Annotated in this window: 18 protein-coding genes and 1 riboswitch; of the genes, 10 read left to right on the forward strand and 8 right to left on the reverse strand. The window is 71.9% G+C overall.

Annotation, left to right across the window (positions count from 1 at the left end):
* Positions 1-31 precede the first annotated feature (31 nt).
* The 5 genes from ACZ7CD_RS16600 to ACZ7CD_RS16620 are packed head-to-tail and all read left to right on the forward strand — an operon-like array spanning position 32 to position 4,311.
* On the forward strand, positions 32-775 hold the full coding sequence (locus ACZ7CD_RS16600; protein WP_360386911.1) for an amidohydrolase family protein: 744 nt from the start codon (positions 32-34) through the stop codon (positions 773-775).
* Entirely contained in the window at positions 772-1,500 is a 729-nt protein-coding gene (locus tag ACZ7CD_RS16605; RefSeq protein ID WP_360386909.1) for an amidohydrolase family protein, read from the forward strand. The genes ACZ7CD_RS16600 and ACZ7CD_RS16605 overlap by 4 nt, the downstream gene beginning before the upstream one ends.
* Positions 1,497-2,711 carry an ABC transporter substrate-binding protein gene (locus tag ACZ7CD_RS16610; RefSeq protein ID WP_360386907.1) on the forward strand — a complete coding sequence of 405 codons (1,215 nt, stop codon included), beginning with the start codon at positions 1,497-1,499 and terminating at the stop codon, positions 2,709-2,711. Before ACZ7CD_RS16605 ends, ACZ7CD_RS16610 begins: the two co-directional genes overlap by 4 nt.
* Entirely contained in the window at positions 2,711-3,517 is an 807-nt protein-coding gene (locus ACZ7CD_RS16615) for a carbohydrate ABC transporter permease (RefSeq protein ID WP_360386904.1), read from the forward strand. The genes ACZ7CD_RS16610 and ACZ7CD_RS16615 overlap by 1 nt, the downstream gene beginning before the upstream one ends.
* Positions 3,514-4,311: a carbohydrate ABC transporter permease gene (locus ACZ7CD_RS16620; protein ID WP_360386902.1), complete on the forward strand. Its 798-nt coding sequence runs from the start codon at positions 3,514-3,516 to the stop codon at positions 4,309-4,311. Before ACZ7CD_RS16615 ends, ACZ7CD_RS16620 begins: the two co-directional genes overlap by 4 nt.
* Here ACZ7CD_RS16620 and ACZ7CD_RS16625 read toward each other — a convergent pair.
* Entirely contained in the window at positions 4,292-7,102 is a 2,811-nt protein-coding gene (locus ACZ7CD_RS16625) for an AfsR/SARP family transcriptional regulator (RefSeq protein ID WP_470368624.1), read from the reverse strand. The genes ACZ7CD_RS16620 and ACZ7CD_RS16625 overlap by 20 nt on opposite strands.
* 392 nt (positions 7,103-7,494) lie before the next feature.
* Here ACZ7CD_RS16625 and ACZ7CD_RS16630 point away from each other — a divergent pair, with 392 nt between their 5' ends.
* A complete protein-coding gene (locus ACZ7CD_RS16630; protein WP_360388337.1) occupies positions 7,495-8,976 on the forward strand; it encodes a glutamate-cysteine ligase family protein in 1,482 nt (493 codons plus the stop codon).
* A 60-nt stretch (positions 8,977-9,036) separates the two neighbouring features.
* Here ACZ7CD_RS16630 and ACZ7CD_RS16635 read toward each other — a convergent pair whose 3' ends face one another.
* On the reverse strand, positions 9,037-10,719 hold the full coding sequence (locus tag ACZ7CD_RS16635) for a cellulase family glycosylhydrolase (RefSeq protein WP_470379178.1): 1,683 nt from the start codon (positions 10,717-10,719) through the stop codon (positions 9,037-9,039).
* Positions 10,720-10,900: 181 nt separating this feature from the next.
* Here ACZ7CD_RS16635 and ACZ7CD_RS16640 point away from each other — a divergent pair, with 181 nt between their 5' ends.
* Together ACZ7CD_RS16640 and ACZ7CD_RS16645 are read left to right on the forward strand one after the other, a co-directional pair.
* The gene (locus ACZ7CD_RS16640) at positions 10,901-11,575 is read left to right on the forward strand and encodes an NAD-dependent protein deacetylase of SIR2 family (RefSeq protein WP_360386894.1); all 675 of its coding nucleotides are present in this window, start codon (positions 10,901-10,903) and stop codon (positions 11,573-11,575) included.
* Positions 11,563-12,258, forward strand: a complete 696-nt coding sequence (locus ACZ7CD_RS16645; protein ID WP_470368625.1) for a class I SAM-dependent methyltransferase — start codon at positions 11,563-11,565, stop codon at positions 12,256-12,258. The genes ACZ7CD_RS16640 and ACZ7CD_RS16645 overlap by 13 nt, the downstream gene beginning before the upstream one ends.
* 319 nt (positions 12,259-12,577) lie before the next feature.
* Here the strand turns inward: ACZ7CD_RS16645 and ACZ7CD_RS16650 are convergent, their stop codons facing one another.
* The 5 genes from ACZ7CD_RS16650 to ACZ7CD_RS16670 form a co-directional block, all read right to left on the reverse strand.
* Complete coding sequence (locus ACZ7CD_RS16650) at positions 12,578-12,907, reverse strand: condensation domain-containing protein (RefSeq protein WP_360386889.1); 330 nt, start codon at positions 12,905-12,907, stop codon at positions 12,578-12,580.
* Positions 12,908-12,927: 20 nt separating this feature from the next.
* The gene (locus ACZ7CD_RS16655) at positions 12,928-13,494 is read right to left on the reverse strand and encodes a TIGR03086 family metal-binding protein (protein WP_458433376.1); all 567 of its coding nucleotides are present in this window, start codon (positions 13,492-13,494) and stop codon (positions 12,928-12,930) included.
* Positions 13,494-13,904 (reverse strand): type III secretion system chaperone family protein, encoded by a 411-nt coding sequence (locus ACZ7CD_RS16660; protein ID WP_360386884.1) that lies wholly within the window; start codon positions 13,902-13,904, stop codon positions 13,494-13,496. Before ACZ7CD_RS16660 ends, ACZ7CD_RS16655 begins: the two co-directional genes overlap by 1 nt.
* Positions 13,829-14,536, reverse strand: coding sequence for a DUF998 domain-containing protein (locus ACZ7CD_RS16665; RefSeq protein WP_360386882.1), 708 nt, complete (start codon positions 14,534-14,536; stop codon positions 13,829-13,831). The genes ACZ7CD_RS16660 and ACZ7CD_RS16665 overlap by 76 nt, the downstream gene beginning before the upstream one ends.
* Positions 14,537-14,670: 134 nt before the next feature.
* Complete coding sequence (locus tag ACZ7CD_RS16670) at positions 14,671-15,528, reverse strand: LysR family transcriptional regulator ArgP (RefSeq protein WP_360388334.1); 858 nt, start codon at positions 15,526-15,528, stop codon at positions 14,671-14,673.
* Positions 15,529-15,627: 99 nt separating this feature from the next.
* Between ACZ7CD_RS16670 and ACZ7CD_RS16675 the strand changes: the two genes are divergently transcribed.
* Positions 15,628-16,176 (forward strand): LysE/ArgO family amino acid transporter, encoded by a 549-nt coding sequence (locus ACZ7CD_RS16675; RefSeq protein WP_360388331.1) that lies wholly within the window; start codon positions 15,628-15,630, stop codon positions 16,174-16,176.
* Here the strand turns inward: ACZ7CD_RS16675 and ACZ7CD_RS16680 are convergent.
* On the reverse strand, positions 16,142-16,309 hold the full coding sequence (locus ACZ7CD_RS16680; protein ID WP_360386879.1) for a hypothetical protein: 168 nt from the start codon (positions 16,307-16,309) through the stop codon (positions 16,142-16,144). The two genes, ACZ7CD_RS16675 and ACZ7CD_RS16680, sit on opposite strands and share 35 nt — an antisense overlap.
* Positions 16,310-16,372: 63 nt before the next feature.
* Positions 16,373-16,582, forward strand: a riboswitch (cobalamin riboswitch).
* 103 nt (positions 16,583-16,685) lie between these two features.
* Between ACZ7CD_RS16680 and ACZ7CD_RS16685 the strand changes: the two genes are divergently transcribed.
* Positions 16,686-20,051 carry a ribonucleoside-diphosphate reductase subunit alpha gene (locus ACZ7CD_RS16685; protein ID WP_470379179.1) on the forward strand — a complete coding sequence of 1,122 codons (3,366 nt, stop codon included), beginning with the start codon at positions 16,686-16,688 and terminating at the stop codon, positions 20,049-20,051.
* The last annotated feature ends 8 nt before the right edge of the window (positions 20,052-20,059 follow it).

Here is a 20,059-nt window from a genome sequence, read left to right on the forward strand (position 1 = left end):
TCGTGTAGGGGCGGCCACCAGGCTGCCGGTCATGGTGGCTCCCCTCCCCCACGTCCCGCACGAGCGGCACGAGATCGCGCTCGACGTCGACGTGCTCTTCGGCGCTGTGCCCACCCGCGACGTCGACGCGTCCATCGAGGCCGTGGGTGAGCAGCTCTCTCGTCACGGCATCGCGCGCGGGTTGGTGTGCTCGTTGCGGGGCGGGTTGTTCGACGCGTGCTCGGGCAACGACGAGATGCGCAAGGCGATCGAACAGACGGGTCATGTCCCCGTGGGCACAGTGGACATCCGTGACGCGCTGACGGCCGAGACGGAGATAGCGCGCCTTGCGGCCGAGGGTGTGCGGCTGCTGCGGGTGTTCCCGCCGGAGCAATGGGTGGAGCCGGAGTCACCGGGTCTGCAGCACGTCGTCGGCCTCGCGTCGGCCCACGGCATGGTGCTGCTGACGAGCGGCGACATCAGCCGCTACTGGCCCGCGTTCAGCGGCACGCGGGTGTGCTTCCTGGACGTGCACGCCTACAAGGTGGCGGACTTCGTCGTACTCGCCCGTCGCGAGCCGGGGTTCGTGGCCTCGACCCGGATGCTGGTCGGACCCGACTCGATCGAGCGGATCGCGGGCGAGGTCGGGGCGCACCACCTCGCGTACGGCTCGCGGGCGCCGGTGCACGACGTCATGCCGTCGGCGTTGCGTCTGCGCATGTCCGGCCTCGGCACCGAGGAGTGGCACCAGGTGGCCGGGGGCACGGCCACGGCGTGGCTGGAGGACGCCCGATGATCATCGACGTGCACGGGCACGCGGGACCGTGGTTCTTCTCGACGGACGTGGGCGCCGTCGACGTCAACATCAAGCTCATGGACCGCTACGGCATCGACCGGCAGATCGTGTCCGCGTCCGAGGCGGTCACCTACGACATGGTGAGCGGCAACAGGTGGATGGCCGAGGCATTGGCCGAACAACCGCGTCTGCTCGGATACGTCGTCATCAACCCCAACCAGCTCGACGAGGCCGCACGCGAGCTGGAGCGCTACACCCCGGCGAAGCGGTTCGTGGGCGTGAAGATCCACACCACCTACCCCGCGCTGCCGCTCACGTCCACGCCGACGCGGGAGGCGCTGCGGATGGCTGCGGCCGCCGGGCTGCCGGTGCTGGTGCACACCTGGGACGACAGCGTGCTGGGTCTCGTGGACGTGCTGGAGGAGGTGCCGGGGCTGCGGGTGATCGCGGGGCACATGGGCGGGCCGGCGTGGCGGACGGCGGTCGAAGCGGCGGTCCGCAGCGACCGGCTCTACCTCGAACCGTGCTGCTCGATCACCGACCGCGACCGCTTCCGCTACGCCCTGGACCGCGTGCCGGTGGAGCAGGTGCTCTTCGGCACCGACAGCACGCTGGTCGACCCGGCGATCGCGCTCGGCGTGGTCGTGGACGCGGGCCTGAGCGAACGCGAGCACGAGCACGTGATGTGGCGCAACGCCGCCGGCCTGTTCGGGATTCCGGCGTGAGGCGCCTGCTCGCCGCGGCACTGGCGTTCGCCCTCACGGCCTGCGGCGCACCGGTGACCGGCCGGACGGTGACCGTGTGGCTGTACCCGGTCATCGACGACGAGACCGCGAGCAGGGCGTTCTGGCAGGAGGTCGAGCGCGGCTTCGAGTCGTCGCACGACATCGACCTGCGGATTCAACTGCAACCGTGGGCCGGCCGGCAGGAGAAGATCGGCACGGCGCTGCTGTCGGGCAGCGGACCGGACGTGGTGCTGCTGCAGCCGGACATGATCCCGCAGTACGCCGCCCAGCGGGCGCTCCAGCCGGTCGGCGACGTGGTGGCGGCGAGCGGGACGGCGTTCCGGCCGTCGGCGGTCTCGGCGCTGACGGTGAACGGCGAGGTCTACGGCGTGCCGCTGTACCAGACCGTCACGACGACGGTCTACAACCGCGCGTTGTTCGCGCAGGCGGGGATCACGGAACTGCCGCGGACGTGGGACGAGGTCAGGGCGGCCGCGCCGCGGCTCGCGGCCAGGGGCGTGCCGGTGCTCGACTACGCCGGGTCGGCCGAGGAGACGCTCAACATCACCTTCTACCCGCTGCTGTGGCAGGCGGGCGGCACGGTGTTCAGCCCGGACGGCCGGCGCAGCGCGTTCTCCTCCCCGGAGGGCGTCGCGGCGCTGCGGTTCCTCGTCGACCTCGCGGCGGCGGGCGGCCTGCCCGCGGACGTCACGACCCGCAAGAGCGACATCAGGGACGACCCGGTGGCGCTGGGGAAGGCGGCGATGAGCCACGTGACGACCGCCGCGGAGGCCCGCGCCATCGCGGCGGGCATCGGAGCGGACAACACCGCGGTCGGCCCGCCGTTGCAGGGCCGGGTGCGGGCGACGTTCGGCCAGCCCGGCGCGTTGGCGCTGGTGCGCACCGCGAAGGACACCGCGGCGGCCAGGACCGTGCTCGCCCACCTGAGCTCGCGGGAGGTCGTCGACGCGCTGTGCGCCCGGTCGGACTTCTTCGCGCCGTGGGCCGAGGTGGCGCCGCCGCAGGACGCCCTGGCGAGGAGCTTCCTCGACGCGCTGCCCTACGCGTCGGCCGGTGACCCGCACCCGCAGGCGCGCAGGGTGATGGGCCTGCTGGCCCCGCACCTGCAGGCCGCGCTGCTGGGCAGGAGCACCCCGGAGCAGGCGCTCGCCGACGCCGCCGCCGAGGTCGACGGGCTGCTCGGCCGCTGATGCGCGGCGCGGTCACGACCCTGCTCTTCCTGCTGCCGGTGCTGGTGCTCTTCGGCCTGTTCCGGGTCGTCCCGGTGCTGGGGGCGGCCGGGCTGAGCCTCACCGACCACGACGCGGGCGGCGGCTGGACGTTCGTCGGGCTGGCGAACTACCGCGACCTGGCCGCGAGCCGGACGTTCACGGCCAGCCTGCGCACCACGCTCGGCTACGTCGCGCTGTGCGTGCCGCTGACCGTGCTGGTGGCGCTGGGAACGGCGGTGCTGCTCGACCGGGTCACGTGGGCGCGCGGCTGGTTCCGCGCCGCCCTGCTCGCCCCGTACGCCACCAGCCCGGTGCTCGCCGCCGTGGTGTGGCGGTGGCTGTTCGAGCCGCTGGGGGTGCTGTCCCACCCGTCGCTGGTGCTGCCCGCGCTCGCCGTCGTGAGCGTGTGGAAGGGGTCCGGCTACGCGGTGCTGGTGCTCTTCGCCGGTCTGCAGGACGTGCCGTCCGACTGCCTGGACGCGGCCAGGGTGGACGGGGCGACCGCGTGGCAACGGGTGTGGCACGTGCTGCTGCCGTTCCTGCGCCCGGTGTTGTTCTTCGTGGTGGTGGTCGAGACGATCGGCGCGTTCCAGGTCTTCGACACCGTTTTCGTGCTGACCGAGGGAGGGCCGATGCGGGCCAGCCAGGTGCTGGCGTACGTGGTGTACGAGTACGGGTTCCGGTTGTTCGACCTCGGGCACGCGGCGGCGGCCGGGGTCGTGCTGTGGGCCGTGGTGCTGCTGGTGGCGCTGACCCAGCGGCGGGTGTTCGGCGGGGACCCGTGAGGCGCTCGCGGTGGCCGGTCGTGGTGCTGGCGGTGGTCACGCTGCTCGCGCTGGGACCGTTCGCCGTGATGGTCGTGGTCGCGCTGTCACCACCCGGTTCCCCGACGCTGCCGCACGCCCTGCCGGAGTCGCTGACGCTGCGGAACTTCGCCGTGGTGCTCGCGGCCGAGGACTTCGTGCGGTGGACGCTCAACACGCTGGTCTACGCGCTGGTGTCGGTGGTGGTGGTCCTGCTGTCCGCGTCGATGGCCGCGTACGTGTTCGCCCGCAAGCGCTTCCGCGGCCGGGACCTGCTGCTGTGGACGATCGTGTCGACGTTCATGGTGCCGTTCCACGCGGTGCTGGTGCCGTTGCTGCTGCTGGTCGCGTCACTGGGGTGGGTGGACACCTGGTGGGGACTGGTGGTGCCGACGCTCGCCAACGCCCAGGCGGTGCTGGTGCTGCGGCAGTTCATCCGCGCGCTGCCGGGCGAGGTGTTCGACGCCGTGCGGGTCGACGGCGCCGGCGACTGGCGGACCTACTGGCACATCGTGCTGCCGTTGTGCCGTCCGGTGCTCGCCACGCTCGCGGTGTTCGTGTTCCTGTGGCACTGGAACGACTTCCTGTGGCCGTTGGTGGTCACGAACTCCACGGACATGCGCACGCTCACCCTCGGTCTGTCCACGATGGACTCCACACGGCTGGACATCGCCGAGCTGATGGCCGCCGCGACCGCCACGGCGCTGCCGTGCCTGGTGGTGTTCTGGTTGCTGCAACGGCACCTGGTCAGCGCGCTCACCGGCCGGGGCCGGTGAGGCCCGTGCTGTGCAGCGCGGCACGGGTGCGGACCTGGTGCAGCGGCATGTCGAACCGTTCGAACAGCCGCAACGCCCGCGTGAAGCACTCCTGCGCCTCGGTGAAGCGGCGGTCGCGGTGGGCGACCCAGCCGAGGCTGTAGAGGGTCTCGGCCTTGCCGACGCTCTCGTCCTGCGGCGAGAACGCGGCCTGCGACCGGGCCATCAGCGCCGCCGCGCGATCGGCGTCACCGCGCTGGGCGTGGATGGCGGCGAACACGTGCAGCGCCAGCGCCTCGTCGCGCGGACAGGACGCCGCGCGGAACAGGCCGACGGCCGCCGGCATCGCGTGCTCGGTGGCGGCGAGGTCGCCGCGGGCGTTGTGCAGCAGGCCGTAGCTGAACAGCACGCACGCCCGCCCGTAGTCCGAGTCGAGCTCGGCGAAGGCGGCCAGCGCGCGGTCGAGGAACGCCGCGGCCTCGTCGAGGCGGCCCTGGTTGCGCCGCACCACCCCGAGCCCCTGCAGGGCGAAGGCACCGCCGAACGCGTCGGCGCACCGGTGGAAGCCGGCCCTGGCGCGCGCGAGCAGGGCGGCGGCCTCGTCGTGGCGGCCGTGGAACAGGTCGACGCTGCCCAGGCCCAGGTTGGCGTAGGCCTGCCCCGGCACCTCGCCGAGGTCGTGGAACAGGTGCTGCGCCCGCGTGAAGTGCGTGCGCGCCTCGCCGAAGCGGTCGCGGTAGAACGCCAGCGCGCCGAGCCCCTGGTGCAGGACCGCGGTGCGCCGGGCGTCGCCGCTCTCCTGCGCGGCCGCCAGGACCAGCTCGTGCGTGTGCCGCCACAGGTCGTAGTGGCTGCGCAGGTCGAACAACGTCGTCAGCACCCCGGCGGTGTCGGCGGCGAGCGCGGTCAGGCCCAGCGCGAGCGCCTGCTCGACGACGGCGACCAGCGCGTCGCGTTCGGCCTCCAGGAACGCCAGCGGGTCGGCGAGCAGCCGGGCGGTGACGTCCCCCGGCAGGCGCGCGTCCCGCACCTCCAGCCGCACCTTGAGGAACCGGCTCGGCAGCCCGGACTCGGCGCGCGCGGCCAGGTCGAGCCAGGCGGTGAACGCGCGGGTGAGCGCCGCGGTGCGGCCGGGGTCGTCCTGCTGCGCGCGTTCGCGGCCGAAGACCCGCAGCAGGTCGTGGAACCGGTAGCGGCCGTGGCCCGCTGGTTCGAGCAGGTGCGCGTCGGCGAGGCCGTCGACGAGCTCCTCGGCGTCCGCGACGGGGACGTCGAGCAGCGGCCCCGCGACCCAGGCGGGGAAGTCCGGCACGTCGAGCAGGCTCAGCAACCGGAACGCGCGTCGCTGGGCGGGTCCGAGCGCCTCGTAGCTCAGCGCGAGGCTGGCGCGCGCCTCCAGGTCGTCGATGCACAGCTCGTTGAGGCGGGTGCCCTCGTCGGCCAGCCGTTCCGCGAGCCGCCCGACCGTCCAGTGCGCCCTGCGGGCCAGCCGGGAGCCCGCGATCCGCAGCGCCAGCGGGAGGTTGCCGCAGTAGCGGGCCACCGCCCTGGCGGCGTCGGGTTCCGCGGCGAGCCGGGACCGACCGGCGATCGAGGCGAGCACCCGCACCGCGTCCTCCGTGCTGAGCACGTCGAGGTGCACGGTGTGCGCGGTGTCGACGTCGACCAGCTGCGCCCGGCTCGTGATCAGCACCGCCGACCCCGCCGTGCCCGGCAGCAACGGCCGCACCTGCGCCATGTTCGCGGCGTCGTCGAGCACGACCAGCACGGGCCGCGCCGCGAGCTGCGACCGGTAGAGCGCGGCGCGGGCCTCCCGGTCCTCCGGAACGGCGTGCGGGTGCACCCCGCACGCGATCAGCAGCTCGGCCAGCACGGTCGCCGGGTCGCGCGGCGCGTGCGTGCCGCCCAGCCGCACGTAGAGCTGTCCGCCGGTGAAGTGCCCGGCCACCTCGTGCGCGACCCGCACCGCCAGCGTCGTCTTGCCCACGCCCGCCTTGCCGGTGATCGCGGCGACCGCACCGGCCCGCCCGGTCAGCAACCGGCGCAGCCGCGCGGTCTGGGTGGCGCGCCCGGTGACGTCCTGCGCGCCGGGCGGCAGCTGCATCGGTCGCACCACCACGGGTCCCTCGCCGCGCAGGACCTCCCGGTGCAGCTCCCGGATCTCCGCGCACGGTTCCACGCCGAGCGCCTCGACCAGCACCTCCCGCACCGCCCGGTACGTCTCCAGCGCCTCGGCGCGGCGCCCGGCCCGGTGCTGCGCGAGCATCAGCCGCCGCCACAGCCCCTCCCGCAGCGGCTGCTCCCGCACGAGCGCCGACAGCTCGGTGACGAGCGCCCGGTACTGCCCGGCCGCGAGCCGCGCGTCCGCGCAGTCCTCCCGCGCGGCGGCCGCCAGCTCCTCCAGCCGCACGACCTCGGTCTCGAGCCACCCGGCCCGCGGCACGTCCTCCAGCACCGCGCCCCGCCAGCAGTCCCACGCCTCCTGCCAGAGCTCGACCGCCTTCAGCGCGTCCCCGGCGCGCAGTGCGCTCCGGGCCTGCCCGGCAGAGGCCTCGAACCGCGCGCTGTCGAGCTGGTCCGGCTCCACCAGCAACCGGTACCCGCTGCCGTCGGTGACGAGCAGCCCGTCCAGCCCGACGTCCTTCAACGCGCTCCTGAGCCGGTTCACGTGCGTGTGCACGTTCGCCACCGCGCTCGCCGGCGGGTTCTCCCCCCACAGCGCGTCCACGATGCCGCTCAGCCCCACCGGTTTGCCCGCCCGCACCAGCAACGCGGCGAGCAACGTCCGCTGCCGAGGTCCCCCCAGTTTCACGGCCCTGCCGTTCCGCGTGACGCACAACGGTCCCAAAATGCCGAACCTCGCGATGTTCCCCAAGGCTCCCCACCCGGCTCTCGTCGCTGACTTCGCACGGTAGCACCGCCGACACGGTGCGAGGACAGCCCACAAAAGGGTCAAAAAGTGGACAACTCGCAACCAGGTAAGGGGCCGAATGAAAATGGGCGCCTGAACGACCGCCGGCTTTCTCCGCGGACCGCCGGGAAATCCACCCCGGAATTCGGGACAATGGAAGGCTGGTCATCGGGGCCGCGACACGGCGGGCGTCCGGCGTCCCACCTGGTGCGCGGGAACGCTCCCCTGAGTGTCGGATTGATCAACCATGGTGCAGAGTGGTGAGGTGTTCCCTCGACCGCCGGGAGGCCACCATGGGCGAGGACGTCGCGAAGCAGGAGTTCACGCGCGAGGACCGCACGCGGTACCGGACGAAGGTCCGGCGGTGCCTCGACGTGTTCGCGCGGATGCTGCGCGAGGCGCGGTTCGACTTCGAGCGGCCGATGACCGGCCTCGAGATCGAGATCAACCTGATCGACGAGCAGGGTGATCCCGCGATGAAGAACCACGAGGCGCTGGAGGTCATCGACGACCCGGACTTCGTGACCGAGCTGGGCCAGTGGAACATCGAGATCAACGTGGCGCCGCGGCGGCTGGCCGGCGGGGGCATCACGGCGTTCGAGGAGACGGTGCGCCGCAGCCTCAACGACGCCGAGGAGAAGGCCCGCCGGGTCGGCGCGCACATGGTCGTCAACGGCATCCTGCCGACGTTGCGGTCCCGGCACATCACGCCGGACCTGCTGTCGGGCAACCCGCGCTACGCGCTGCTGAACGAGCAGGTGCTGGCGGCGAGGGGCGAGGACCTGCAGATCTCCATCGACGGCGTCGAGCGGCTGCACCTCACGTCCAGCTCGATCGTGCCGGAGGCGGCGTGCACGAGCACGCAGCTGCACCTGCAGGTGAGCCCCGAGCAGTTCCCCGCCTACTGGAACGCCGCGCAGGCCATCGCCGGCGTGCAGGTGGCGGTGGGCGCGAACTCGCCGTTCTTCCTCGGCAAGGAGCTGTGGCGGGAGACGCGGATCGCGTTGTTCCAGCAGGCGACCGACACGCGCGGCGACGAGCTCAAGGCGCAGGGCGTGCGGCCGCGGGTGTGGTTCGGCGAGCGGTGGATCAACTCGATCTTCGACCTGTTCGAGGAGAACGTCCGCTACTTCCCCGCGCTGCTGCCGATCTGCGACGACGAGGACCCGCTCGCGGTGCTCGACAAGGGCGACACGCCCTCGTTGAGCGAGCTGAAGCTGCACAACGGCACGATCTACCGGTGGAACCGGCCGGTGTACGACGTGGTGCGGGACCGGCCGCACCTGCGCGTGGAGAACCGGGTGCTGCCCGCGGGTCCGACCATCGTGGACACCCTGGCGAACGCGGCGCTGTACTTCGGCCTCGTGCGCGCGCTGGCCGAGGACGAGCGTCCGCTGTGGTCGCAGATGAGCTTCCAGGCGGCGGAGGAGAACTTCAACGCCGCCGCGCGCAACGGCATGGACGCGCAGATGTACTGGCCCGGCGTCGGCACCGTGCCGGTGGTCGAGCTGGTGCTGCGCCGGCTGCTGCCGCTCGCCCACGAGGGGCTGATCCGGTGGGGCGTCGACTCGGCCGAGCGCGACCGCCTGCTGGGTGTGATCGAGCAGCGGTGCCTGAGCGGTGTGAACGGCGCGACCTGGCAGGCCAGGGAGTTCCACCGGCACTACGACCACTCGCACCTGGACCGGGCGGACGCGCTGCGCACGATGCTGCGGACCTACGTGGACCTCATGCACGCCAACGAACCCGTCCACACCTGGCCGTTGTCGTCGTGAAGGGGGCGTGGCACCGGCCACGCCCCCTCACTCACCTCACCGGGATCAGCTCGTCCGGCATCAGCTCGTCGGGAAGTCGTCGGGCGTCCGGATGCGGTCCCGCACCCACACCCCGGCCGGCTTCAGCACACCGGTGCCCGCGAACGTGGTGCCCGAGCAGGTGCCGGTCTTGAACACCGCGCCCGTCAGGCCGTCGTCGGAGTAGTTCCAGTTGGCCCAGGAGATCTTCTTGCGGGCCATGAGGTCGACGTACCTCTGCGACATGGTGAAGTCGTTGCTGCCGCCACCGGACGCGGCCTGCGTGCCGAACTCGGTCACGAACACCGGGACCTGGCTCGACACCTGGTCCAGGACGCTGAGGTACGAGTCCTGGTGCGCCTGCGCGTAGAAGTGGAACGAGTACATGAAGTTCGTGGCGTTGACCCGGTTGTTCAGCACCTCGGACGGGCTGTCGCCGTCGGAATGGCCGAACGTCGACCAGCCGTTCGTGCCCGAGACGATGAGGCTGTCCGGGTCGATGTCGCGGATGACCGGGATCATCTGCTCGGCGTAGGACTTCACCCGCGCCCACGAGACGTTGTTCGGCTCGTTGGCGATGTCGTAGATGATGTTGGTCTTGTCCCTGTGCCTGGTCGCGATCTCGGTGAAGAACGTCTTGGCGCGGGACAGGTTGTAGTTCGGGTCACCGGGGTCGAGCTGGTGCCAGTCCACGAGGACGTAGATGCCGCGGCGGGTGGCTTCCTCGATGTAGCCGTGCACCAGGTCGGTGAACTTGCGGGGGTCGGTCTCGTAGCCGTCCTCCTGGACGTACATGGCGACGCGGAGGAAGTCCGCGTTCCAGTCGTTGACCAGCGCGTCCCACCACTGGGACTTGGAGCACCGGTGGTACCACTGGATGCCGTGCGTGCTCATGCCGCGCAGCTGGACCGGCTTGCCGTACTGGTTGCACAGCTGCACGCCGCACACGCGCAGCAGCCCGTTGACGTCGTGCGGCCGGGTGCCGCCGGGGGTTCCGGGCTGCGTGCGCACCGTGACGGCACCGGAGGCGCCGGACAGGTTGCCCGCCGCGTCCCGCGCCCGCACGGTGAAGGTGTACGAGGTGTCCGGCGTCAGGCCGCTCACGGTGTGGGTGGTGCCGGTCGCGGTCTGCCCGTTCGACAGCACGTAGCCGGTCACGCCCACGTTGTCGGTGGACGCGTCCCACGCGAGCGACACCGAGGTCGCCGTGGTGCCGGTCGAGCGCAGGCCGCCGGGGACCGACGGGGCCGTGGTGTCCGGCGTGCCGGACTGCTGGTCGACGTCGACGCGGTCCAGGTTCGGGCCGCCGTTGGACGTGGTCGCGACGGTCTTGATCTTGTTGGTGCCCGCGGTGAGGGTCACGGCGGTGGAGCGGGTCGTCCAGGACGTCCACGCGCCCGTGCTCGGGAACGCGAGCTCGTCCGCGACCAGTGCGCCGTTCACCGAGATGTCCATCGGGCGGTCGGCCGTCTGGCCGTTGGCGAACCGGAAGGTCAGGGTCGCCGGGCCGGCAGCGGCGGCGGTCACGGTGAACTCCACCGAGCTGCCGGCCTCGTTGTCGTAGTTGACGAAGCCCGAGCCGGTGAAGCCGGCGTGGTTGGACTCCACCACGCCGTGGGTGATCGTCGCGTTCTCCGCCTGGTGCTGGACCGGGGCGGCGACCGCGACGGCGGGGACGCTGAGCGCCAGTGCGGCTGGGACGACCAAGAACAGGGATCTGGCCACAGGTGCCTCCTGTGCAGGGGTACAGGGCGCGGCGGCGATTTAGTTAAGAAGGTTTCCTGTATGTTGTGCGTTGAATCACAGCACCGGACCACCGCCGCTGTCAACAAATTCGGGCGACCGGAACCGCGCGGGTGGGGCATCCTCGACCCCTGATGCGAACCACGGCCACGGCGGCGTCCTGATGGAGATCGCCTGCGACGAGTCGGGCTCCGAGGGCGAGAAGCTCGTCGGCGGGGTCACGGCGGTCTTCGCGCACGCGGCCGTGCGGCTGTCCCGCGAGGAGGCCGGCGCGTGCGTCGCCGAGCTGCGGTCGATGATCAGGTCGCCGGCCCTGGAGTACAAGGCGAACCACCTGCTGCGGCAGAAGAACCGGTGGGTGCTGCTGTGGTTCCTGGACCCGTCTGGCCCGCTGGCCGGCCGGGCGCGCGTGCAGCTGGTGGACAAGCGGCGGTTCCTGGCCGCACGGGTGCGCGCGGAGTTCGGGCCGGTCACCGGCCCGCTGGAGCACTACAACGACCTGCTGCGCGCCCGCGGGCCGCGCGGCGCCCTGGACCCGCTGTTCCCGGCGATCCTGCGGGCCGTGGCGCAGTGGCGCGGCCCGGTGTCGATCGTGCACGACCAGCAGCTGTCGCTGACCGAGGACCGCATCCGGCGGCTGAAGGAGGCTGCGCCGCGGCTGGCGGAGCTGACCCTGGCCGACTCGCAGCACGACGCACGGGTGCAGGTCGCGGACTTCCTCGCCGGGATCGCCCGGCGGGTGGCGGAGGACGAGCTGAACGGGCGGCCGGACCACGAGCTGATCGCACTGCTCCGCCCGTTCGTGACGGGGAACGAGGACGCGAGATGCCCGACCTGATCTTCTCCGACCCGCGCCTGGCGGCCGTCTACGACGCGTTCGACGGCCGGCGCACCGACCTGGACCTCTACCTGGCGGTCGCGGCCGAGCTCGGCGCGGCGAGCGTGCTCGACGTCGGGTGCGGCACCGGGTGCCTCGGGGTGCTGCTGGCCGAGGCAGGACTCGACGTGGTCGGGGTGGACCCGGCCCTCGCGTCACTGGAGCTGGCGCGCGCCAAGGACTCGCGGGTGACGTGGCTGCACGGCGACGCGACCTCGCTGCCGCCGCTGCGGGTGGACCTCGCGGTCATGACGGGCAACGTGGCGCAGGTGTTCCTCGGCACCGACTGGGAGGCGGCGCTGCGCGGCGTCCACGCGGCCCTGCGCCCCGGCGGGCACCTCGTGTTCGAGACGCGCAGGCCGGAGTCCCGGGCCTGGGAGGAGTGGGCGGACCGGCCGGACCGCGCGGTCGGCGGCGTGACCGAGCGGCTGGAGGTGCTGGAGGTGCGGCTGCCGTTCGTGTCGTTCCGGCACACCTACCGGTTCCCCGACGGGACCGAGCTCGCCTCGGACTCCACGCTGCGGTTCCGGTCGCACGACGAGGTCGTGGACAGCCTGATGGGGTGCGGGTTCCGGGTGGCGGACGTGCGGGACGCGCCCGACCGGCCTGGGCGCGAGCACGTGTTCGTGGCGCAGCGGACCTAGGCCGGGCGGGGTCTTGCCGCGTCCGGACGCGACCCGCGGCGCGGGCGGTCACGGTGACGGGTGGCGTGGCCGTGCTGTCCGGCCAGTCGATCGCACCGGGCCAGACTGGACGCACCCGGCCGGTCGATCGCACCCGGCCAGGCTGGACGCGCTGCGGCGGACCGGCCCCCTCGGCACGGACGGGCACGCCGGCGCGGACGCTCCCCCGGTGCACCACCGACGGGTGACCCAGCGGGTCCGGGCCGCGCTCACGCAGGGGTACCCCCGAGTCGGGATCCCCTGCGTCTCACCGTACTCAGCGGGTCCGACAAGATCGGGACTAGCCGACCAGCGCGGGTTGCTTCCAGGCCTGCACCAGCCACGGCAGCACGCGCGGCATCCGGTCGGCCACGACGTCGTGCAGCACCAGCACGATCCGCCCCGACCGCTCGGGTCCGGCGTCCAGCCACACGGCCTGCATCAGCACACCCGCCCGCAGGTCGAGCCCCGCCTCCGCTTCGGCCAGTGCGGCGGCCGTGGCGGCGGCGGGGTCGGTGACCTCGTGGTGCGCGAAGCCCGAACGGCACAGCTCGGGGTGCAGTTCCACCAGGGAAGCCAGTGCGGCGGCCAGGCGTCCGACGCCGAGCCCCGCCCGAACCTGCACCGTCATCGCTCTCACGTTAGGGGAGCCTAACCTACTTTCCAGGCGGGGTCGCGGCCACTGAGTCCCAGGACACGGTCCAGCAGCGGCGCGGTCGAGCCGACCTCCACCACGGCTCCGAACAGCGAGCCGTCGCGGTTGCCGGGACCGACCGACGACACGAAGCCGTGCACGACCTGGAGCAGGTCCTCGTCGACCTCGAACGGCTGCCCGGTGGCACGTGCGAGGTCCCAGCCGTGCAGCACGACCTCGTCCAGCGCCACGGCCGCAGCCACCTCGCCGGGCAGGTCGACGCCGGCCGCCGCGGTCATGCCCTCCCACGCCTGCGGTGCGCGCCAGGCCTGCGCGAGCTCGGCCAGGCGGGCCGGCACCGACTCGCGGAAGTCCAGCGGCAGCCGCGCCACGTCGCCGGAGGGGGTGCCCCGCAGCGGTGTCTTGCGCGCCGCCATCGTGAACGCCACGGCCAGGCCGTTGACGTGGTCGAGCAGGTCGCCGACCGCGTACTCCGGGCACGGCGTCGGTGCCGACAGGTGGCGGTCGGTCACCCCGCGCACCACCTCCGCCAGGCGGTCGGTGGCAGGTGCCAGGTCGAACATCAGTAGCCGTCCCCTCCCCAGAACTGCTCCTCCAGCGTGTCCGCCGTGCCGGCGAGCAGGTGCAGCGGGTCGGTGAACTCGTGGATGTCGAGGTCCTTGAGCGGCAACGAGTGCCGGACCACGACGTGCTCCCCCATGATCGCGAGGCCGCAGGCGACGGTGGAGTTGCCCACCTCCTCCAGCACGCGGCGGAGGTCCACCTGCGCGGCCAGCCCGCACGGGGAGGCGATCTGCACCCATTCGTGCATGTTGTCGAGCACTTCCCGGACGATGATCACGACCTGCGTGCGGTCGTCGTCGCCCTCCTCCACGTCCCCGAAGGTGAAGAGGATCCTCAGTTCCTCGCCCTGGTCGCTGATGACGTCGTACTCGGCGCGGACGTAATCCGCGAGGTCTCCCCAACTCGCCATGGCGCAACCCTACTGGCCGAGATCGCCCACAGCCCGACGACCAGCACGGCCAGGACCTCGGCGGCGAGCAAGATCCTCTCGATGTAGCCCAACGGGAACACGTTCCACCACCGGACGTCCGACACCGCACCCAGCACAATGGCGTAGAGCAGCGGCATGAATGCGACAACGCTCAACAAACCCGACGCCATCGTCCACCTGGCGTGTCGCCCCCAGACGTGGTCGCGCAGCCACGGCCGGGCCAGCAGGACGACCGCGACCGGCAGGCTCACGAACGCGACCATGCTGCCGAACCGGTGGATGCTGCCGCTGAGCTGGTTGGTGCCCATCGCCCAGTTCGTCTTCGGGAACACGACCACGAGCAGCAGGCCGAACGACCACAGCAGCAACGCGACCGAGCCCGCCGACCGCCACCGGGTCAGTCCTTTGTGGACCAGCGCGGTGAGGATGCCGGCCGAGCCCGCGACCAGCAGCAGCACGGCCACGTCGAACACCGGGCGGTAGTCGCCCAGGGCGTACTCGCTGATCGTGCGGTGCAGCGCGCCGACGGTCAGGTCGAGCAGGCCCACCATGGCGACGGTCGCGACGACCGCGAGCGAACCGCCGGTGGCGGCGAGGCGAGGAATCAGCACAAACCGGTCAACGAGCGGGTGAACCCCCGGGGTTCCTGGGTTCAGGAAGCCGACAGGGTGCTCTCAGGCGCCGGACAGGTTCCCGGCCGGGAGCGCGAGCCCGGTTCGGCGGCGCGTCGCCCCACCCCGGGGACTCAGCGCAGCGCCTGCGCGGCTTCGGCCACCACCGCCTCGGCCACGGCGGTGAGTGCGGGCGAGTCGAGCTTCCACTGCTGCCAGTACAGCGGGACGCTGACCGTGCGGCCGGGAGCGAGGTCGACCAGGCCGTCGAGCACCTGCTGCGGCGGCACCATGCCCCAGCCCAGGCCGGTGGCGACGGCGCGCACGTAGACCTCGGACGACGGGACGTGGTGGCGGTGCTCGGACGCGCCGCGGCCCCGCGTCAGGGTGCGGACGAAGCGGTCCTGGAGGTCGTCGTTGCGGTCGAACACCACGACCGGGGCGTCCGGCAGCCACGACTTCAACGGCCCGGCCGCATGCCGGTTCACGAAGGACTCGGCGGCCATCGCGGCGTAGCGGATGTGGCCGAGCTTGCGCACCGAGCAGCCGGCGACGGGGTCGCGCGACGACGTCACCGCCGCCATCACCGCTCCCTGCCGCAGCAACGCCGTCGTGTGGTCCTGGTCCTCGCGGTGCAGGTCGAACGAGATCCGCAGCTCGGGCGGCACGCGGTGCAGCGCGGGCAGGAACCAGGTGGCGAGCGAGTCGGCGTTCACCGCGATCGGCACCCGCACGACCGCGTCCTCGCCGAGCGCCGCCCCGAGGTCCTGGTCGAGCGCCAGCAGTTGCCGACCGTAGCGGACGATCACCTCACCGGACGGCGTGAGCCGCACCGGGCGGGCGCGGACCAGCAGGACCCGGCCCGTGCGCTGTTCGAGCGCCTTGATGCGTTGCGAGACAGCGGAAGGCGTGACGTGCAACGCGGTGGCGGCGGCGTCGAACGTGCCGCTGTCCACCACCGCGAGCAGCGTGCGCACCAGGTCGAGGTCCATCACGAGCGCTAATGGTACGTAAGAATCTTCAGCTGGCCTCATCAAGAACGCGTCAATAGCGTGGACCGCGTGACAGACCTGCTGCTCGGCTTCGGCACCATGATGACCCTGATCGTCGCGATCGGCGCCCAGAACGCTTTCGTGCTGCGCCAAGGACTTCGCCGCGAGGCGGTGGCGAAGGTGGTCGCCGTGTGCGCCGTGTCGGACGCGGTCCTGGTCGCCGTGGGCGTCGCCGGGTTCGGCGCGATCGTCACCCGGTGGCCGCAGGCGGTCACCGTCGCCGCGGTCGTGGGCGGGCTCTTCCTGCTGGGGTACGGGTTCCTGGCCGCGCGGCGCGCACTGCGCCCGCAGGCCCTGCACGCCGACACCGGCGCCCGGCACCGGCCCGTGCTCACCGCGATCGCGCTGACGTGGCTCAACCCGCACGTCTACCTCGACACCGTGCTGCTGCTCGGGTCGATCGCCGCCGGCCGCTGGCTCTTCGGCGTCGGCGCGGTGACGGCGAGCATCACCTGGTTCGCCGCGCTCGGGTTCGGCGCCCGGCTGCTCAGCCCGCTGTTCGCGAAGCCGCGCGCGTGGCGCGTGCTGGACGGCGTGATCGCCGCCGTGATGATCAGCCTCGGGGTCGCGCTGATCGCCGGGACGTGACCAGCGCGGCGACCGCGCAGCCGGCCAGCACGCCGCTCGTCACCGGCGCCGCGGCTCCCGCGAACAGCGACGCGGAGGCGAGCCCCGCACTGAGCAGAGCACCGTAGAAGACCCGCGGCCGAACCTCACCCACGCCGACCACCCTACCCAGGGGACACGCATGTTGGGTGGTGATCAAGGACCCACCACCACATGTAGTATCTGCCGCACTGGTGGTTCACCGGCCCGGACAACGGGCCGGTGAGGCAAGAGGGAACCCGGTGCGAGTCCGGGACTGCCCCGCAGCGGTGAGTGGGAACGAAAGCCGTCAACGAAGCACTGGGTCGCGAGACCTGGGAAGCGACGGCCGGTAGGCGCGAGTTCGACGCCCACGAGTCCGAAGACCTGCCACCGGGGTGCGCGCAAGCCTGCGCGCACGACACGGTGCCCCGAGGGAGGGCGGCTGTGTGCACCGGTGAACGGTGCGCGCATGCGCTTTTCCTCCTGGGCCCAGCTCGCGAGGAGAGAGCGTGCCCGACCGCCTTTCAGTGGTCATCGAGGAAGCCTGTGCCGATCTTCCGAACGCATCGGCCGAGGCGGTGCTGACCGAGACCAAGCGGAACCTGTACCACGGCATCACCGACGCCGAGCTCGCCCTGGCGCCGATCATGGCCGCCCGCGCGATGGTCGAGCAGGACCCGGACTACTCCTGCGTCAGCGCCCGCCTGCTGCTGGACCGGCTGCGCACCGAGGCGTGCGGCGTCCCGCTGTCGCACGCCGAGATGACCGAGCGCTACCCGTCGTACTTCGCCTCGTTCGTGCGGCACGGCGTCGACTGCGGCCAGCTCGACCCCCGGCTGACCTCGTTCGACCTGGCCCGCCTGGGATCGGCGCTGGACCCGTCCCGTGACCTCCGGTTCCAGTTCCTGGGCCTGCAAACCCTGTACGACCGCTACTTCCTGCACCGCGACGGCCGCCGCTACGAGCTGCCGCAGGCGTTCTTCATGCGCGTGGCCATGGGCCTCGCCCTGGAGGAGGACGACCCCGACGCCCGCGCGGTCGAGTTCTACGAGCTGCTGTCGTCGTTCGACTTCATGTGCTCGACACCGACGCTGTTCAACTCCGGGACGACCCGGCCGCAGCTGTCGTCGTGCTTCCTGACCACCGTGGCCGACGACCTCGGCGGCATCTTCCACGGCATCAGCAACAACGCGCTGCTCTCGAAGTTCGCGGGCGGCCTGGGCAACGACTGGACGCCGGTGCGCGGCATCGGCGCGCACATCAGGGGCACCAACGGCACGTCGCAGGGCGTGGTGCCGTTCCTGAAGATCGCGAACGACACGGCCGTGGCCGTGAACCAGTGCTTCGCACCGGACACCGGCGTCCACACCGCCGACGGCGTCAAGGCGATCAGGGACGTCGTGGCCGGCGACCTCGTGCTCGGGGTGAGCGGCACCTACCGCGAGGTCACCGACGTCATGCTCTACGACCAGGTCGACCCGATGGTCGAGGTGGAGGTCGAGCACTCCGCCGCACCCCTCAGGGTCACCGCCGGACACCCGTTGTACGCCGTCAGGGGCGTGCCGCTCGGCCAGGAGAACGCGCGGACGCTCAAGCAGCTCGCCGGCGACGAGGTGCGGCCGGAGTGGGTGGACGCCGGTCGGCTGGAGAAGGGTGACCTCGTCGCCAGGGTGGTTCCGCGGGAGGTCGTGCCCGTCGCCGGTTTCAGCGAGGACGATGCTCGTCTGTACGGCGTCCTGCTCGGTGGCGGGCACCTGTCGGAGGACGGGGTGCGGTGGGGTGTCTCCGGGAAACCCGGGCTGGACGCGCACCTGGACTTCGTCCGCGAGCACCTGTCGGCGCGCGGTGTCCCCTTCCGGGAGAACGGCCGCGACGACACCCGCGTGTGGATCCACTGGGCCTCCGAACCCGAGGTGGGTGCCTCCGCGTTCCCGTTCACGCCTGAGGACCTCTACGACGACGACCGCCGGAAGCGGATCGCCCGCAGGTTCTCCCACCTGCCGCACGCCCAGACCCGGAAGCTCCTGCAAGGCCTGCTGGAGTCGAGCGGCGGTGCCTCCCGCGGCGTCGAGGTCCACTTCACCACGACGTCGCGGTCGCTCGCCGCGGGTGCCCGCTACCAGCTGCTGCGCCTCGGCATCCCCTCTGCCGGCGAGGACCTCGACGTCGGGGTTCCCGCCGTCGAGGGCATCGCCGAACTCGCCGGCTGCCGCCCGACCACCGAGCCAGACTGGGTCGAGCACCGGGGCATGGTGTTCTCGCGCGTCCGCGACGTGCGGGAGACCGAGGTGGTCCCCGAGGTGTTCGACCTCGAGGTCGAGACCGACGAGTCCTACCTGACCACGGCCGGCCTCGCCCACAACGGCGGGAAGCGCAAGGGCGCGGTCTGCGCCTACCTCGAAACCTGGCACATCGACGTCGAGGAGTTCCTCGACCTGCGCAAGAACACCGGCGACGAACGCCGCCGCACCCACGACATGAACACCGCGAACTGGGTGCCGGACGAGTTCCTGCGCCGGGTCCGCGCGGGCGGCACGTGGACGCTGTTCTCCCCCGACGAGGTGCCGGACCTGCACGACGCGTTCGGCGCCGAGTTCGCCGAGAAGTACCGCGCCTACGAGGCCAAGGCCGACGGTGGCGGGATCAAGGTCTTCCGCCGGGTCCAGGCCGTGGACCTGTGGCGGCGCATGCTCACGATGCTGTTCGAGACCGGCCACCCGTGGATCACGTTCAAGGACCCGTGCAACCTGCGGTCACCGCAGCAGCACAGCGGCGTGGTGCACTCGTCGAACCTGTGCACCGAGATCACCCTGAACACCGCGGTCGACGAGGTCGCGGTGTGCAACCTGGGGTCGGTCAACCTCGCCCGGCACGTCACCGAGGACGGCATCGACCACGCCCGGCTCCGCAAGACGGTGCGCACGGCCGTGCGGATGCTCGACAACGTGATCGACGTGAACTACTACACGATCCCGGAAGCCAGGAACTCCAACCTGCGGCACCGGCCGGTCGGTCTCGGGCTGATGGGGTTCCAGGACGCGCTGTTCACGCTCGGCACGCCGATGGCGTCGCAGGAGGCCGTGGAGTTCGCGGACCGCAGCATGGAGGAGATCAGCTACTACGCCATCGAGGCGTCCGCCGACCTGGCCCGGGAACGCGGCGCGTACCGGTCGTTCGACGGGTCGCTGTGGTCGCGGGGCGTCCTGCCGATCGACTCGGTCGAGATCCTCGCGCGGCACCGCGCCGCGGACGAGCTGGAGCAGGACCGCGGGTCCACGATGGACTGGGCCGCACTGCGGGCCAAGGTGCGGCAGGGCATGCGGAACTCGAACGTCATGGCCATCGCGCCGACCGCGACCATCGCGAACATCGCCGGCGTGAACCAGTCGATCGAGCCGCTGTACCGCAACCTCTACGTGAAGTCGAACATGTCCGGCGACTTCACCGTCGTCAACCCCCACCTGGTGCGGGCGCTCAAGCAGCGCGGGCTGTGGGACGAGCAGATGGTCTCCGACCTCAAGCTGCACGACGGCAGCCTCGGTGCGATCGACCGGGTGCCGCCCTACCTGAAGGCCCTGTACGCCACGGCGTTCGAGGTCGACAGCGCCTGGCTGGTCGAGGCGGGCTCGCGCCGGCAGAAGTGGATCGACCAGGCGCAGTCGCTCAACCTCTACCTGGCCGCGCCGAGCGGCCGCAAGCTCGACGAGCTCTACCGGCTGGCGTGGCTGCGCGGGCTCAAGACCACGTACTACCTGCGGACGCAGAGCGCGACGCACGTGGAGAAGTCCACGTTGCAGGGCACCGACGGCAAGCTCAACGCCGTCTCCCCCGTCGCCTGCTCCACCACCGACACCGACTGCGAGGCCTGCCAGTGACCGACCAC

Source organism: Lentzea sp. NPDC036949 (assembly GCF_055608075.1).

What these genes read in the sequence shown, in the direction of transcription:
- ACZ7CD_RS16675 (WP_360388331.1), top strand. Translation starts at nt 15,628, where the DNA reads ATGATGACCCTGATCGTCGCGATCGGCGCCCAGAACGCTTTCGTGCTG.
- ACZ7CD_RS16645 (WP_470368625.1), top strand. Translation starts at nt 11,563, where the DNA reads ATGCCCGACCTGATCTTCTCCGACCCGCGCCTGGCGGCCGTCTACGAC.
- ACZ7CD_RS16655 (WP_458433376.1), bottom strand. Translation starts at nt 13,494, where the DNA reads ATGTTCGACCTGGCACCTGCCACCGACCGCCTGGCGGAGGTGGTGCGC.
- ACZ7CD_RS16650 (WP_360386889.1), bottom strand. Translation starts at nt 12,907, where the DNA reads ATGACGGTGCAGGTTCGGGCGGGGCTCGGCGTCGGACGCCTGGCCGCC.
- ACZ7CD_RS16605 (WP_360386909.1), top strand. Translation starts at nt 772, where the DNA reads ATGATCATCGACGTGCACGGGCACGCGGGACCGTGGTTCTTCTCGACG.
- ACZ7CD_RS16640 (WP_360386894.1), top strand. Translation starts at nt 10,901, where the DNA reads ATGGAGATCGCCTGCGACGAGTCGGGCTCCGAGGGCGAGAAGCTCGTC.
- ACZ7CD_RS16615 (WP_360386904.1), top strand. Translation starts at nt 2,711, where the DNA reads ATGCGCGGCGCGGTCACGACCCTGCTCTTCCTGCTGCCGGTGCTGGTG.
- ACZ7CD_RS16630 (WP_360388337.1), top strand. Translation starts at nt 7,495, where the DNA reads ATGGGCGAGGACGTCGCGAAGCAGGAGTTCACGCGCGAGGACCGCACG.
- ACZ7CD_RS16660 (WP_360386884.1), bottom strand. Translation starts at nt 13,904, where the DNA reads ATGGCGAGTTGGGGAGACCTCGCGGATTACGTCCGCGCCGAGTACGAC.
- ACZ7CD_RS16600 (WP_360386911.1), top strand. Translation starts at nt 32, where the DNA reads ATGGTGGCTCCCCTCCCCCACGTCCCGCACGAGCGGCACGAGATCGCG.
- ACZ7CD_RS16670 (WP_360388334.1), bottom strand. Translation starts at nt 15,528, where the DNA reads ATGGACCTCGACCTGGTGCGCACGCTGCTCGCGGTGGTGGACAGCGGC.